The organism is Aestuariimicrobium kwangyangense DSM 21549 (genome assembly GCF_000421525.1).
Lineage (GTDB): Bacteria > Actinomycetota > Actinomycetes > Propionibacteriales > Propionibacteriaceae > Aestuariimicrobium > Aestuariimicrobium kwangyangense.
Genome location: NZ_ATXE01000001.1, coordinates 868443 through 882790, shown reverse-complemented (window position 1 = coordinate 882790; position 14348 = coordinate 868443). Strand labels below are relative to the sequence as shown.

At 68.9% G+C, this 14348-nt stretch carries 14 protein-coding genes; 6 read left to right on the top strand and 8 right to left on the bottom strand.

What is annotated here, in order from left to right; translation table 11 throughout:
• Positions 1-4 precede the first annotated feature (4 nt).
• Positions 5-1765, bottom strand: a complete 1761-nt coding sequence (locus H507_RS17170) for a DUF2207 domain-containing protein (RefSeq protein ID WP_157438872.1) — start codon at positions 1763-1765, stop codon at positions 5-7.
• A gap of 159 nt (positions 1766-1924) precedes the next feature.
• Between H507_RS17170 and H507_RS0103845 the strand changes: the two genes are divergently transcribed.
• The gene (locus H507_RS0103845; RefSeq protein WP_157438871.1) at positions 1925-3067 is read left to right on the top strand and encodes a neutral zinc metallopeptidase; all 1143 of its coding nucleotides are present in this window, start codon (positions 1925-1927) and stop codon (positions 3065-3067) included.
• Positions 3068-3122: 55 nt separating this feature from the next.
• Here the strand turns inward: H507_RS0103845 and ispF are convergent, their stop codons facing one another.
• From ispF to H507_RS0103830, 3 genes are read right to left on the bottom strand one after another with little or no spacing between them, the layout of a single operon-like run.
• Complete coding sequence (gene ispF / locus H507_RS0103840; protein ID WP_022909405.1) at positions 3123-3596, bottom strand: 2-C-methyl-D-erythritol 2,4-cyclodiphosphate synthase; 474 nt, start codon at positions 3594-3596, stop codon at positions 3123-3125.
• Positions 3593-4315 carry a 2-C-methyl-D-erythritol 4-phosphate cytidylyltransferase gene (gene ispD, locus H507_RS0103835; protein WP_022909404.1) on the bottom strand — a complete coding sequence of 241 codons (723 nt, stop codon included), beginning with the start codon at positions 4313-4315 and terminating at the stop codon, positions 3593-3595. The genes ispF and ispD overlap by 4 nt, the downstream gene beginning before the upstream one ends.
• A 13-nt stretch (positions 4316-4328) precedes the next feature.
• Positions 4329-4814, bottom strand: coding sequence for a CarD family transcriptional regulator (locus H507_RS0103830; RefSeq protein WP_022909403.1), 486 nt, complete (start codon positions 4812-4814; stop codon positions 4329-4331).
• Positions 4815-5060: 246 nt separating this feature from the next.
• Here H507_RS0103830 and H507_RS0103825 point away from each other — a divergent pair, with 246 nt between their 5' ends.
• Positions 5061-5549 carry a hypothetical protein gene (locus tag H507_RS0103825; RefSeq protein ID WP_022909402.1) on the top strand — a complete coding sequence of 163 codons (489 nt, stop codon included), beginning with the start codon at positions 5061-5063 and terminating at the stop codon, positions 5547-5549.
• Positions 5550-5656: 107 nt separating this feature from the next.
• Here H507_RS0103825 and H507_RS0103820 read toward each other — a convergent pair whose 3' ends face one another.
• The gene (locus tag H507_RS0103820) at positions 5657-6334 is read right to left on the bottom strand and encodes a response regulator transcription factor (protein ID WP_022909401.1); all 678 of its coding nucleotides are present in this window, start codon (positions 6332-6334) and stop codon (positions 5657-5659) included.
• Positions 6335-6337: 3 nt separating this feature from the next.
• A complete protein-coding gene (locus tag H507_RS14565) occupies positions 6338-7507 on the bottom strand; it encodes a sensor histidine kinase (RefSeq protein ID WP_084707673.1) in 1170 nt (389 codons plus the stop codon).
• Between the two features lie 302 nt (positions 7508-7809).
• Between H507_RS14565 and phoU the strand changes: the two genes are divergently transcribed.
• The gene (gene phoU, locus H507_RS0103810) at positions 7810-8478 is read left to right on the top strand and encodes a phosphate signaling complex protein PhoU (RefSeq protein WP_022909399.1); all 669 of its coding nucleotides are present in this window, start codon (positions 7810-7812) and stop codon (positions 8476-8478) included.
• Between the two features lie 167 nt (positions 8479-8645).
• Here the strand turns inward: phoU and H507_RS0103805 are convergent, their stop codons facing one another.
• Both H507_RS0103805 and H507_RS0103800 read right to left on the bottom strand, forming a co-directional pair.
• Positions 8646-9395: a phosphoglyceromutase gene (locus H507_RS0103805; RefSeq protein ID WP_022909398.1), complete on the bottom strand. Its 750-nt coding sequence runs from the start codon at positions 9393-9395 to the stop codon at positions 8646-8648.
• Positions 9396-9459: 64 nt separating this feature from the next.
• Positions 9460-9762 (bottom strand): Dabb family protein, encoded by a 303-nt coding sequence (locus tag H507_RS0103800; RefSeq protein ID WP_022909397.1) that lies wholly within the window; start codon positions 9760-9762, stop codon positions 9460-9462.
• 45 nt (positions 9763-9807) lie between these two features.
• On the opposite strand from H507_RS0103800, the gene H507_RS0103795 reads away from it, so the two are divergent.
• The 3 genes from H507_RS0103795 to H507_RS14560 all read left to right on the top strand — a co-directional run bounded on the left by H507_RS0103795 (position 9808) and on the right by H507_RS14560 (position 14265).
• Positions 9808-10578 (top strand): SDR family NAD(P)-dependent oxidoreductase, encoded by a 771-nt coding sequence (locus H507_RS0103795; RefSeq protein ID WP_022909396.1) that lies wholly within the window; start codon positions 9808-9810, stop codon positions 10576-10578.
• Positions 10579-10653: 75 nt separating this feature from the next.
• The gene (locus tag H507_RS0103790; RefSeq protein ID WP_022909395.1) at positions 10654-12516 is read left to right on the top strand and encodes a Na+/H+ antiporter; all 1863 of its coding nucleotides are present in this window, start codon (positions 10654-10656) and stop codon (positions 12514-12516) included.
• Positions 12517-12591: 75 nt separating this feature from the next.
• Positions 12592-14265 carry an NAD(P)/FAD-dependent oxidoreductase gene (locus H507_RS14560; protein WP_022909394.1) on the top strand — a complete coding sequence of 558 codons (1674 nt, stop codon included), beginning with the start codon at positions 12592-12594 and terminating at the stop codon, positions 14263-14265.
• Positions 14266-14348 lie beyond the last annotated feature (83 nt).

Sequence of the window (14348 nt, the reverse complement as noted above, 5' to 3'; positions counted from 1 at the left end):
CGGATCAGCGCCCGAACAGGTGCCCCTGCACCGAGGTGATGAACGCCGTCACCGAGTCGGGCAGGTCGGCGAGGTGCCAGGTGTCGGGAGCGTGGTACCAGTCGAGGTCGGTGGGGTCGGGGGTGGCGTCGTCATCGGCGTCCGCGAAGGCTTCGAGCCATCGTCCTCGTCCGCCCAGCACCACGGCGTAGGGCAGCAGTTCGGAGAGTTCGCGCAACTCCTGCCCCCGCGGCATCTGGTCGGTGCGATGGTTCTGCAGGTCGTGGGCCAACACGTGCAGACCGGCCAGCAGCTGTGATCCGCGCGCCGATCGGCGCGGCATCCTCGGTGCCAGGAAGACCACCCCGGCGGCGATCGCAATCAGGGCCAGCCCCCACAGCCCCAGCGTGGTGAAGGCGACCAGCAGGCCGGCCACCAGGACCGCCAGGGTCAGCGAGATCCAACCGAGCAGCATCCAGCCGTTGCGAGCCTCGTCCGGTCGTTTGTCGAACCAGCCCTGGCGAACGACGTCCTCGTACAGTTCGTCCTGCACCTGCGGGATCACGTCACCGATCGCCGAGGCGATCCCCGAGACCTTGACGACGCGGCCATCGAGGGGCGCGACCGCGTCGAGCAGCACCTGCTCGTACGGACGCAGCTGACCGCGTCCACCCTCGCGACGCTCGAACGACCAGTCCATGGGCTTGTGCTGCGACTCGGGTCCCAGCTCACGGATGCGGAGGTGCCCCCGTACGGCCAGGTCGAGCAGGGTCGCGGTCACGTCGATCGGGTCGACGCTCTCGTCGGCGACGGTGCCGATCTGCCCCGGACGAATGTCCTCGACCAGGTGGAACTCCTCCTCTCCGGCGCCGACGGGCACGAACTCAGCGATCAGGGTAGGACGACTGGCCGCAGCCACGTCGCGGCCCGTGCGTCGATGCAGAGCCCACAGCCCGAGCGCACCCAGCACGAGGGTCGCCAGGGCCAGCAACAACGAGGTGGCACTGGGCTCGAAGGCACGGTCGAGGCTCCACTGGTGGTCGATCGACTCGCTGGCCGCCATGCCCTGTGCCTGGGTGGTGAACGAGACCTGCACGACCTCCCCCGCGCCGCGGGGACCGTCGGTGAAGGTGGGGTTGGGCTCCTCGCCGGTGCCGCCGGTCCACGAGTTGCAGGCGACAGGGTTGACGGGCGGCCCCGCCTTGCAGTCGACCTGACTCACCAGGCTGGGTGCCTTGATGGTGCCGCTGACCTCGTCGACACCCACCGAGAGTCCCTGCAGCACGCGGTAGTCCATCGTGGTGGTCGCCGGACGACCCGACACTGCCGGATCGGCATGGGTGGCGCCGCTGACGGTGTAGCTGATGACGATGGGTTTGCCCTTGGCCTTGGCGGTGTCGATACGGATCACCTTGTAGCCGGCGTCGTCGCTGACCTGGGCGCCGAGATCGGCGCCGCCCGCCGTGGCCTTCAGACCGCCGATCGTGTAGTGGTACTCCATCTTGTGCTCAGCTGGTGCCGACGTCGCGATCCGCTGGGTGAGCTGATCGGGTGCGGAGTCGCCGAGGGTGATGGTCTCGCTGAGGTTGAGCACGCCGTGGGCGTCGACGGACCCGTCGACGACGTAGCTGACGGCCTCCCCCTGGGCATGCGCGGCACCGGCGAGAGGTCCGGCCACCAGCGCGGCGGAGGCGAGCGCGGCGGTGGCGAGCCGTCGTCCGACCATCGATCGCGAGGGGGTCGATCGTGGGGAGGTCGATCGTACGAGGTTCCAGGGGCCGGTCAACGCGGGGCCTTTCTGTCTTCGATCACACGGGCCCACAGGGCCGTGCGGGCCGTGCGGGGCCCACACGGTCGACTATGGCACAGCCCGAGGCCGTCGCCCATGGGCACGAGCAACCGATCGACCAACCCCCCTGCCACTGGCGCGAGTTAGTCTGGCGCAGTGACGCAGCAGCAGTGGGGCCGACAGGGCCAGCAGGGATTCGGGGGCGGCCAGTGGGGTCCGCCGACGGGTCAACGCCCCGTCGCACCCCAACCGTCCAGCCGTCTCCAGGCCGGACCGTGGGGGCCACCCTCCCAGGCCCCGGGTGCAGGTGGACCGTGGGGAGGCCAGTGGCAGCAACCCTCGTCGCCGCTGCCCACCCCTCGTCCGCCGCAGCGCGGCAACCCTGTTCTCAAGGTCGTGGTCGCGGCCATCGTCGGCATCATCGCCGTCGCGTTGATCGCCAATGTCGTGACCGACCTCGTCGGCGGTCAGAGGGCCCAGGGCCAGACCACCCAGTACCAGCAGGAGGACTACCAGGTACCGCCCCCCGAGGCGAACCCCCCGGAGTTGCCGTTGCCCAAGGTTGAGGCCGATCTCGACAGGCTCACGAAGCAGAACAAGGTCTACGACTCCACCGTGCCGTCCCCGACCCGCTGCGAGATGACCGAGATCAAGCTCGGTACCGCCACCAAGACTCAGATCAAGAAGTCGATGGACGAACTGACCGCCTGCCTCTCCCGGGTGTGGGACCCCACACTGGAGCAGGCCGGGCTGACCTTCGTCCGCCCCGTCTCGAACGTCTACTCGACCTCCATCCAGAGCCCCTGCGGCAAGATCCCGGCGGGCAACGCGGTCTACTGCGCCGCCAACCAGCAGATCTACCTGTCGACCACCCTGAACCAGGTGCTCCCGCCCGAGGTCGCCGGGGGACGCTTCGTCGTCGAGACCGTCATCGCCCATGAGGTGGGCCACGCCGTGCAGTACCGCACAGGTATCGGTGCCGCCGCGTCGTACGAGATCCAGAACCTGCCCAAGGCCGAGTCACTGGAGGTCAACCGGCGCCTCGAGGTGCAGGCCGACTGCTTCGCGGGGCTCTTCCTCGAATCGGTGGCCCAGTCGCGGGGCATGTCGCAGACCGACCTGGCCAACATCCGCACCCTGATGGTGGCGATCGGCGATGACACCCTCAGCGGCAAGCCGGCCGTCGTCGGGAACCACGGGCACGGCAGTTCACGCCAGTACTGGGCCGAGATGGGTCTGGCGTCGACCAAGGTCGGGGCGTGCAACACCTTCGTGGCTCCCGCCACCCTCGTGAAGTGATCCGCTGCGAGCCCAGCCGGGGACCGGTCCCGGCCCTGGTGTCCGGCCGCTGACCTCAGTCGCCGGTGAGCAGGGCCGTGGCGATGGCCGCCACACCCTCTCCGCGGCCGGTCAGACCCAGTCCGTCGGTGGTGGTCGCCGACACACTCACCGGGGCACCCAGCGCCTCGGTGAGCACGCCCTCGGCCTCGACCCGGCGGGCTGCCATCCTGGGCCGATTGCCGATCACCTGCACCGAGGCGTTGGCGACGCGCCAACCAGCCTCGCGGACCCGGCGAGCGGTCTCCCGGACGAACGCGACGCCGCTCGCACCGGCCCATTCGGGCGCCGAGGTTCCATAGTTCGACCCCAGGTCACCCAGGCCCGCCGCCGACAGCAGGGCATCACACAGGGCGTGGGCGGCGACGTCACCGTCGGAGTGACCGGCAAGACCATACGTCTCGTCCGGGAAGGACAGGCCCGCGCAGTGCATCGACTCACCCTCGACGAGTCGGTGCACGTCGGTGCCGATGCCGGTGCGAAGGTTCATCTGGTATTCCCCGTCCGGCGGCCTGCCAGCAGCGCCTCGGCGAGAACCAGGTCGAGGGGTTCGGTGATCTTGATCGAGTCCCGGCTGCCCGGCACGAGCACGACGCGGTGCCCCGCGCGCTCGGCCACGGCGGCATCGTCGGTGAGTTCCTCCGTTGTGTCGGCAACCGCCCGGTGGGCGGCCAGCAGTGCCGCGAACGAGAACCCCTGAGGGGTCTGCACCGCGCGCAGGCCTGACCGATCGACGACGGACGATGCCTCGTCCTGGCCCTGGTGCGAGATGGAGCGGATCGAGTCGACGACCGGCACAGCGGGCACGACAGCGGTGGCGCCGGCGGTGACCGCATCACGGACCCGTTCGACGACCTCGGCGGGGACGAGGGGCCGGGCGGCATCGTGCACGAGGACGATGGCCGAGTCAGCGGCTCCCAGGTCGATGGCCAGTGCCTCCAACCCCTGCCGGACGGAATCCTGGCGACGCCGTCCGCCCGCCACGAGTTCGACCGGAACGGGGGCATCGGCGAGGGCTCGCTCGAAATCGGGACGATGGTCGGCCGGTACGACGACCACGACCCGGGAGACTCCGCCGGCAGCCAGCGCGTCGACCGAGTGGGCCACCAGGGCTCGTCCCCCCAGTTCCACGAGCGCCTTCGGGACGGAGGCCCCGAAGCGAACGCCAGAGCCGGCCGCCACCACGAGGGCGACGACCGGCTCTTGCATGTCTGTCAGTCTGTCAGGACGCGAGAACCTCGTCCAGCAACACCTCGGCCCGGTCCTCCTCGACCTTCTCAGCCAGGGCGAGTTCCGACACGAGGATCTGCCGCGCCTTGGCCAGCATCCTCTTCTCGCCGGCCGAGAGACCGCGCTCACGCTCGCGACGCCACAGGTCGCGGACGACCTCCGCCACCTTCATCACGTTGCCGCTGTGCAGCTTCTCGAGGTTGGCCTTGTAGCGCCGCGACCAGTTGGTCGGTTCCTCGGTGTGTGGCGCACGCAGGACCCCGAACACTCGTTCGAGCCCAGCCGCGTCGACCACGTCACGCACGCCCACGAGGTCAAGGTTGCACGCCGGCACCCTCACCACGAGGTCGTTCTGACCGATGATCCTCAACACGAGGTAGAGCTTGTCCTCGCCCTTGATCTGACGGGTTTCGATGTCTTCAATGACAGCCGCCCCATGATTGGGATAGACCACCGTTTCGCCGACCGTAAAAGTCATGAGTTGCAACCCCTTTCGCAAAGCCCAGTCTAGCACGGCATGAGGGTGACCTCACAGGTGTTCGTCCTAGCCAGAGGCGCAATCGGGGCCCATTCACACCCTTGACAAGGGGTCAGATGTGTGCCGGGACGGCAGATCTTGGCCCTGACTTGCCCAAACGCAACGTCTCGGTTTTCGCTAGGCTGTCGCCGACGGGTCGTCTGCACTCGCGAGACCGTCACCCCTGATCGCCTGTGGAGGAATGACATGAGCCCCGCTCCCCGCCGCCGCTTCGTCCGCCTCGGCATGGTCGCATCGGCCCTCGCCGTCGTCGTGCTCGCGGGCTGCGTCTCGACCGAGGTGGCCCAGCCCTACACTCCCGGCGTCGGGGTCGACGCCCAAGCCCCGGGCGTGCACCTGCGCGCGATCACCGTCGTCGCCAAGGATGGAGCGGGCGTGCTGGCCGGGTCGGTCGACAGCCCGACCGGCGACACCCTGACGGGCGTCGCGGGCCAGGCGACAGGCTCGAACTTCGAGGACACCGGAGCCCTGACAGTCGGCTCGGTCAACGTCGAACTGCCTGCCGGCAAGCTCGTGAGCCTCACCCAGCAGAAGGTCGCACTCAACTCCGACAAGCTGCAGCCCGGCCTCTACGCCCGGATCACCTTCACCTTCGCCAAGGCCGGTGAGGTGACGACGCTGGTTCCGGTGGTGGACGCCTCGTCCCCCGACTACTCCAGCGTGCCGCGGGCCTGAGTCCGAGCGGGCCCGGATCAGACGGGCCTGAGTCGAGGAGAACTGGATCCGGGGCAACTGAATCCGGGGCAACTGGGCGGGCTCACTGGGCAGGGGCCCTCGGGAACTCAGGCCTCGAACTTGTAGCCCAAACCCCGCACGGTGACCACCAACACGGGATTGGCCGGATCGGCCTCGATCTTCGAGCGCAGCCTCTTCACGTGCACATCGAGGGTCTTGGTGTCGCCGACGTAGTCAGCTCCCCAGATGCGGTCGATCAGTTGGCCCCGGGTCATCACCCGCCCCGCGTTGCGCAGCAACATCTCGAGCAGTTCGAACTCCTTCAGGGCCAGCCTCACCGGTGCCCCGTTGACGCTCACCTCGTGGCGTTCCACGTCAACGCGCACCCCCGCGCCCTCGATGACGTCAGGAGCCAGGTCGACGTCCTGGCCGCGCCTGAGGACCGCCCGGATGCGAGCCACCAGTTCTCGGTGGCTGAAGGGCTTGGTGACGTAGTCGTCGGCCCCCAGTTCGAGCCCCACCACCTTGTCGACCTCTGAGTCGCGCGCGGTCACCATGATCACCGGCACGTTCCCCCGCCGACGCAACTGGCGGCACACCTCCGTGCCGGGCATACCGGGCATCATCAGGTCGAGCAGCACCAGGTCGGCCCCGGACCGGTCGAACTCTGCCAGTCCCCCATCACCGTCCGCCGCCTCGGCGACCTCGAAGCCCTCCCGCCGCAGCATGTAGGCCGTGGCCTCACGGTAGGACTGCTCGTCCTCGACGATCAGGATGCGGGTCATCAATCACCTTTCGGTCAGGGACGCCTGGGCGTCGGTGGGGGCGTGCGCTGTCAGCGGCGGCACGCCGTCGGCACCCTCGGTGGCCACCGGGAAACGGAGCGTGAACGTCGAGCCCTGGCCGGGTTGGCTCCACACGTCGACCGTACCGGCATGCACCGACGCGATGTGCTTGACGATGCTCAGCCCCAGCCCAGTGCCACCCTGGTCACGGCTCCGGCCGTAGTCGACCCGGTAGAAGCGTTCGAAGATGCGTTCCTGCTCGTCGGGCCTGATGCCGATGCCGTTGTCGGCCACCGCGATCTCGACCATGTCACCATCGGGCTCGCTCGACAGACGATGGGTGATCACCACCCGGGAGTGGTCATCGGAGTAGGCGATGGCGTTCTGCAACAGATTGGTGACCGCCTCCGCGAGTTGGTCGACGTCACCCAGTACCTCGAGGTCACCGTCACCGAAGGTGAGCACCCTGATGTTCTTCTTCAGGGCCAGGGCCTGGCACCGGTCGACGGCGATGCGCGACAACTCGCCGACCCGCACGGGTTCGGCGGCCAGCATGGGGTCGTCCGACTGCAGCCTCGACAGCATGATGATCTGCTTGACCAACTCCGAGAGTCGGGCCGCCTCGAACTGCATGCGTTGGGCGAAGTGGACGACACCCTCGGGATCGTCCGCGGCTTCGAGCAGGGCTTCGGCCAGCAGTGAGATCGCCCCGATGGGGGTCTTCAGTTCGTGCGACACGTTGGCGACGAAGTCGCGCCTGGTCTCGTCCACCCGCAGCAGGGGCGTGCGGTCGTCGGCCAGCACGATCATGGTGCCGTTCTCGAGCGGCGCCACGCGCACGGTCAGGTGCATGACGGGGGTGCCGGTGCCGCGCTTGAGTTCGACCTCGCGGGTGACGGCCCGATCGGTGCGGCGGGCCTCCCGGACCGCATCGAGCACCGGGGGCAGCGACAGCCGGTCGCCGCGGACCAGTCCCCAGGTGCGCGCCAGCACATTGGAGTGCGCCACCTCGTCATGGGAACCGACGATCATGCCGGCGCTCCTGAGCACGGCGAGCACCATGCCCAACTGCGGATGGATCTCGGTGACCTCGTGCCTGAGCGCGGCGCGGCGACGCTCGCGGACCCGGAGCGCGACGAACAGTGCCGTCGTCGCGGCGGCGCCGAGCACCATGCCGAGCGCCAGCACGAGCCAAGGGTTCACAACGCCTGATCATAGGGTGGGAGCCAGCGGCGGGACGCCTCCCCCCGGTGCAGTGGCCACCCCTGCGCCCGGCCCACCCCGGACGTTCAGGCAGTGTTCACCGGCGATTCAGCGACTGGCCCGCCGGTGCCCCATCGGGCCCCCTACTGTCGAGGCCGATGCCGACGCTCGCCGCAGGTGGGCGCTGTCGATGACCGGGACAGGACTTTGCTCCTGTCGGCTGACTAGGCTGATGGCATCAGACGTACCCACCGCCACTTTCAGGAGCTACCGTGCGCGAGAGCTACCATGCCGAACTCGACGGCCTCATCACCGACCTCGTGGCCATGGCCCGCGACAGCCAGGTCGCGCTGAAGGACGCCACCGCCGCCCTGCTCACCGCCGACCAGGCCATCGCGGAGCGCGTCATCGCCGACGACGTCCGCATCGACGACCAGGCCGAGACCCTCGAGAATCGGGCGTTCAACCTGCTGGCCCGCCAGTCACCGGTTGCCGGTGAGTTGCGCACCGTCGTCGCCGTGCTGCGGATGACCTTCGAACTGAGCCGCATGGGTGACCTCGCGGCTCACGTCGCCAAGATCTCCCGGATGCGCTTCCCCGAGAAGGCCGTACCGTCCGACCTCGAGGCGAACTTCGCGCGCATGGCCGAGGTGGCCGACGAGATGATCACGGTTGCCTGCTCGACGCTGGAGAGCCGCGATGCGCACGCGGCTCGCGAACTGGCCGAGAAGGACGAGGAGATGGACTCCCTGCGTCGCGACCAGTTCAAGCTGCTGCTCGGGGACGACTGGAACCACGGTGTCGAGAAGGCCGTCGACGTGGCGCTGCTGGGCCGCTACTACGAGCGCATCGCCGACCATGCCGTCGCCATGGGCCGCCGCATCATCCTGGTGCTGACCGGCGACGTTCCCGAGGGCGAGAACTGGCCGACCACCTACTGATCGACCGATCCGTGTTGGCCCAGACCGACCTGACGGTCCGGGCAACGCCCCATCGGAAGCAGCACGGACGACGAACGCGCGGCACCCAGCGAGGGTGCCGCGCGTTCGTACGTCCGGGCCCAATGGGGCCCAGCGTGCTCAGCGAGCGGGCGCAAGTCAGGCCAGGATCACTTCTTGCCCTGGTTGGCCACGGCCTTGATCGACTCGGCAGCCGCCTCGGGGTCGAGGTAGCGACCACCGCGGGTGACGGGGGCGAAGTTCTCGTCCAGCTCGTAGTAGAGCGGGATACCGGTGGGGATGTTGAGGCCGGCGATCTCGTCGTCCGAGATCTGGTCGAGGTGCTTCACCAGGGCCCGCAGCGAGTTCCCGTGAGCGGTGATCAGCACCGTCCTGCCCTGGGCGAGGTCGGGCTTCACGTCCGACTCCCAGTAGGGCAGCATGCGTGCGACGACATCCTTGAGGCACTCGGTCAAAGGACGCTGGTCTGCCGGGATGTCGGCATAGCGGGGGTCGTTGAACTGGGAGAACTCGTTGTCGACCTCGATCGGGGGCGGCGGCACGTCATAGGAGCGGCGCCACTGCATGAACTGCTCGTCACCGAACTGGTCGCGGATCTCGGTCTTGTTCAAACCCTGGAGCTTGCCGTAGTGGCGCTCGTTGAGTCGCCAACTGCGCTTGACCGGGATCCAGTGCCGGTCACAGCCGTCGAGAGCCAGGTACGCGGTGTGGATCGCGCGGCGCAGCACCGAGGTGTGCAGCACGTCGGGCAGCAACCCTTCGGCCTTGAGCAGCTCGGCGGCCTTCTTGGCCTCGCCGACACCCTTCTCGTTGATGTCGACGTCCACCCAGCCGGTGAACAGGTTCTTGGCGTTCCATTCGCTCTCGCCGTGGCGGAGCAGCACAAGGTTGTAGCTCATGGCCGCGAGTCTATCGGCGGGCCTCCACGCCGACGTCACGGGCCCACGAAGTCGGGCGACGACCTCACAGGGCCACGAAGTCGAGCTCCTGGAAGCTGGTCACCTCTCGCTCCCACCGGTCACGGACGAACGCGACGTGGACCGGGTGGTTGGTGTACGCGTCGTAGGCCGTCTGGTCGGCGAACTCCATGGTGAACCAGAACGTGTGGTCCGACTTGGGGCTCACCTGCCGCAACTGCCGGAAGTTCTGCACCCCGGGGATGTCGGCGAGGCCGCTGGCCACGTCGAGGAAGTCCCGCTCCTGGTCCGAACCCGGGGCATGGACGAGTCGGAAGCTGACGGTGTGCTGGATGGGTTGGTCACTCATGGACCGCAACGCTAGTGGGGGGTCCGGGACTGGTTGAATCGTCTCATGAGCAGCCACGACGCCAGGCCCACCACCCGCACCGCAGTCGTCACCGGAGCCTCGTCCGGCATCGGTGCAGCCACCGCCCGCTGGCTCGCTGCGCACGGCTGGCGGGTGCTCTGCGTGGCCCGTCGCACCGATCGGATCGAGGCCCTCGCCGCCGAGATCGGCGGACATGCGGTCAGCTGCGATGTCTCCGACGCCGAACAGGTCGCCGCCCTCAAGGCTGTGGTGGACGAGTGGGGTGGTCGCGTCGACCTGTTGGTGAACAACGCCGGCGGGGCGCTCGGCCAGGAGCCCTTGGCCGAGACGGACCTGGAGCTGTGGCGACGGATGTACGACTCGAACGTGCTCGGCGCCGCCCGGGTGACCCAGGCGCTGCTGCCCGCGGTGCGCGTGGCCGAGGGCACGGTGGTGTTCGTCACCTCCACCGCTGCCGAGGCTGCCTACGAGGGTGGCGGCGGGTACTGCGGGGTGAAGGCTGCCGAGCGATCCATGGTCGGGGCCCTGCGGTTGGAGTTGGTGGCCGAACCCATCCGGGTCTGCGAGGTCGCACCGGGCATGGTGCACACCGAGGAGTTCTCGCTCACCCGATTCGGCGGTGACCAGCAGAAGGCCGACCAGGTCTACGCGGGAGTGGCCGAACCCCTCCTGGCCGAGGACATCGCCGAGGTGATCGGCTGGGTCGCCGAGCGACCGGCACATGTGAACATCGACCGGCTGGTGGTTCGTCCGCGCGCCCAGGCCGCCAACCACAAGGTGCACCGCCAGAACTGACCCACTGCCGAGGCCCGTCGCTCGCGGACAGCGGAACCTGTTCACGGGGCAGTCCGCACGCGCAAGAATGACGCCGTGACAACCCTGATCGTGCTGCTGGGCATCGCCGTGGTCGTGATCGCAGGCACCGCCCTCGCCGATCGGCTGCGCATCGCTGCCCCCATGCTGTTGATCGCCCTGGGCATCGCCGTCTCGTACGTGCCCCACGTGCCGCAGGTGCACCTTCAACCCGAGGTCGTGCTGCTGGGGCTGTTGCCGCCGCTGCTGTACGCCACCGCCATCCAGACCTCGATCATCGACCTGCGGGCGAACTTCAGGACCGTCGTGCAACTCTCGGTGCTGTTGGTCCTGCTCACCACCGCAACGGTGGCCGCAGTGGTGATGCTGCTCGTGCCCGATGTGGGTTGGCCGGTCGCCCTGGCCATCGGAGCCGTGGTCGCCCCACCCGACGCTGTCGCCGCGACCGCCGTCGCCCGCCGGATCGGCCTGCCCCGCGATGTGGTCTCGATCCTCGAGGCCGAGTCACTGCTGAACGACGCCACCGCCCTGGTGGCGCTGAGGACCGCCATCGTGGCCATGGCCGCGGCGGTCTCATGGCAGCGCGTGGGCCTCGACTTCGTCGTCGCCGCCGGCGGTGGTGTGCTGGTCGGGCTGCTGGTGTTCATCGTGGTGGCGAAGGTTCGCAAACTGCTCACCTCTCCCCTGCTCGACACGTCGGTGTCGTTCATCACCCCCTTCACGGCCTACCTGGTGGCCGAGCAGGTGCACGCGTCCGGGGTGATCGCGGTGGTGGTCGCGGGGATCCTGCTCGGTCACAAGGCCGCCACGATCCAGTCGGCACAGTCGCGGCTGAACGAGACACTCACGTGGCGCACCATCTCGTTCCTGCTCGAGAACGCCGTCTTCCTGCTGATCGGCCTGCAGGCCCGCGAGATCCTCGGACAGGTCGCCGAATCGGTCGTGCCATGGCCGATCGTGCTGGCCGTGTGCGCGGCGACCCTGGCCTGCGTGATCCTCGTGCGCATGGTGTTCGTGCTCGCCACGCAGGCCTTGGCCAACCGGCTGCGCACCAGCGACGACCGGATGCCTCCCAGGCACGCCGTGGTCATCGGCTGGGCAGGCATGCGTGGCGTTGTCACACTCGCGGCTGCGTTGATCCTGCCTGAGGACACCCCCCAGCGACCGCTGCTCATCCTGCTGGCGCTGGTGGTGGTGCTCGGCACCCTCTTCGGCCAGGGCCTCACCCTGCCGATCATCACCCGAGCCCTCAAGGTTCGTCCGCCTGACCCCGCCGTCGACGCCCTGGCCCGCGCAACCCTGCTGCAGCAGGCCGGTGAGGCTGCCCTGGTGCGTCTGGACGAACTCGACCTCGACAACACCCACGGCATGGCGTCGACGCTGCGCAATCGACTCGACCAACGCACCTTCGCCGCCTGGGAGCGACTGTCGACCCAAGGAGCGGACGAGGCGCCCAGCGAGCAGTACGCACGAGCCCGCCTGGCCATGCTGGAGGCGGAACGGGCCCGAGTGCTCGAGATCAGGAATTCGGGGAACACTCCCTCCGACGTGGTGCGCGAGGTGCTGGGGATGCTGGACCTCGAGGAGTCGATGATCGACAACGCCCGGAGCGAGCGCGCCACCATCCGCGCGTCCGGCCCGGACGCCAGCCTCGGGTCGGAGGGAGGGGACTGCGAAGACCTTCGCAGCTACCCCGCCGTCGACACCGACGAGCACCCGGTCTGCCGCAGTTGCATCGAACAGGGGCTGACCCCGGTGGCCCTGAGACAGTGCCTCACCTGTGGACACATCGGCTGCTGCGACTCGTCGAAGGGGCGCCACGCCACCAAGCACTTCCGTGCGACGGGGCACCCGGTGATGGAGTCGGCCGAGCCCGGTGAACACTGGCGATGGTGCTACGTGCACTCCCGCACGTCCTGACGTCTCGGTCCAACGGGCCACTCCCGCAAATCAGCCAGCACCGATCAGCCAGCCGCCCAGCGAGGGGAGGAACCCGTGCCGAACGACCCCACCATCGTCTGCCTGTCGAGCCACAACGCCGACGTCATGGCCGACCAGTTCCAGCGCTACGCCCACGAGTACGACGTCAGGGTGTGCACCACGGCGGCTGAGGCCAAGTCAGTCACCCGCCGGGTGCTCGACGACGGCAGGGTGGTGGCGCTGCTCGTCGTCGAGGACCAACTGAGCGACGCCCCCTGCTTCGAGGCCATCCATGCCATGCGCACGGTCTCGGCCAACACCCGTCGCGCCATCGTGGTGCCCTGGGACAGGTTCCTGGCCGTCGCGCCGACCCTTCGCGCCGTGGTCGCCAAGGGCAAGGCGGACGCCTACCTGCTGCTGCCCCGGGGCCCCCGCGACGAGGAGTTCCACTCGGCCATCGGCGAACTACTCAACGACTGGGCCTCGACCCGCCAGAGCCTGGTCGAGTCGATCAGCATCGTCACCCCCACGCGCGACCCGCTCACCCGCAAGCTGGGCGACTTCCTGCTGCGCGCGGGCACGCCGTACGGGGTGCACCCGCCGGACTCGGAGGTCGGACGAAGGGCCTTGGCGACCAGGCCCGACCTCGACGGCCAGTGGCCACTGATCGTCTCGACCGAGGGCGAGGTCGCGGCCTGCACCTCGGTGCGCCAGGTGGCGGAGAAGTTGTACGGAAGACCCGACGACATTGACGTCGACAAGGTCGTGGACGTGGTCATCGTGGGTGGCGGTCCGGCGGGTCTGGCCGCGGCCGTCTACGCCTCGAGCGAGGGACTGTCGACCGTGGTGCTCGAGGCAGAGGTGATCGGGGGGCAGGCTGGGTCCAGTTCGATGATCCGCAACTACCTCGGCTTCCCCCGGGGAATCTCGGGCATGCGGCTCACCCAGCGCGCGCGCAGTCAGGCGATCAGGTTCGGGACCCGGTTCTTCACCGGCTGGCCGGTGACCCGGATCACCCTGGGCATGGGCCTCGATCAGCCGCACCGCGTGCACACCGATGGCGGCGGCGTGCGGGCCCGCGCCGTGGTGCTCGCCACCGGGGTGACCTATCGCCGGCTCGGGGTCCCCGCGTTGGACGACCTGGTCGGCCACGGCGTGCACCAGGGCTCGGCCATGACGGTCGCGGCCGAGCTGGAGGACCAGGACGTGGTCGTGGTCGGCGGGGGGAACTCGGCCGGACAGGCGGCGATCCACCTGGCACGGTTCGCCCGAAGCGTGACCGTGTTGGTGCGACGGCCCGACCTGACGGCCACCATGTCGAGGTACCTGATCGATGAACTGACGTGGAACCCCCGGGTGACCGTGCGCGGTAACACCCGGGTGGTGGGGGCCACCACCGACGCCGAGGGAATGCTCGCCGGGGTGATCGCCCACCATGACGACAACGGCGAGGACGAGCTGTTCCCGGCCCGGGCGCTGTGTCTGCTGATCGGCGCCGACCCGCGTACTGACTGGTTGCCGGATGAGGTATGCGTCGACGAGCGGGGGTACGTGCAGACGGGAGCGGAGGTGCCCGCCGACCGCTGGCCCGATGACGTTCCACCCGCCGCCCTGGCGACCTGCGTCCCCGGTGTCTTCTGCGCGGGCGACGTGCGGGCAGGCTCGATGAAGCGGGTTGCCTCCGCCACGGGTGAGGGGGCCGCGGTGGTGGCCCTGGTGCACCAGTACCTGGCTGACCTGACCACCTGAGCGCCACCTGGCCCGGGTCTTGCGGACGAATCGTGCGAATCGTGTGCCCTGACGCCACCTGTTGCACTGGGGCAGCAACCATC

Bases quoted from the DNA above. Each gene is read 5' to 3' on its own strand.
- H507_RS0103795 (WP_022909396.1), top strand. From the start codon at position 9,808: ATGAGCAGCCACGACGCCAGGCCCACCACCCGCACCGCAGTCGTCACC.
- H507_RS0103800 (WP_022909397.1), bottom strand. From the start codon at position 9,762: ATGAGTGACCAACCCATCCAGCACACCGTCAGCTTCCGACTCGTCCAT.
- H507_RS14565 (WP_084707673.1), bottom strand. From the start codon at position 7,507: ATGGTGCTCGGCGCCGCCGCGACGACGGCACTGTTCGTCGCGCTCCGG.
- H507_RS0103820 (WP_022909401.1), bottom strand. From the start codon at position 6,334: ATGACCCGCATCCTGATCGTCGAGGACGAGCAGTCCTACCGTGAGGCC.
- ispD (WP_022909404.1), bottom strand. From the start codon at position 4,315: ATGCAAGAGCCGGTCGTCGCCCTCGTGGTGGCGGCCGGCTCTGGCGTT.
- H507_RS0103825 (WP_022909402.1), top strand. From the start codon at position 5,061: ATGAGCCCCGCTCCCCGCCGCCGCTTCGTCCGCCTCGGCATGGTCGCA.
- H507_RS0103830 (WP_022909403.1), bottom strand. From the start codon at position 4,814: ATGACTTTTACGGTCGGCGAAACGGTGGTCTATCCCAATCATGGGGCG.
- H507_RS0103805 (WP_022909398.1), bottom strand. From the start codon at position 9,395: ATGAGCTACAACCTTGTGCTGCTCCGCCACGGCGAGAGCGAATGGAAC.
- ispF (WP_022909405.1), bottom strand. From the start codon at position 3,596: ATGAACCTTCGCACCGGCATCGGCACCGACGTGCACCGACTCGTCGAG.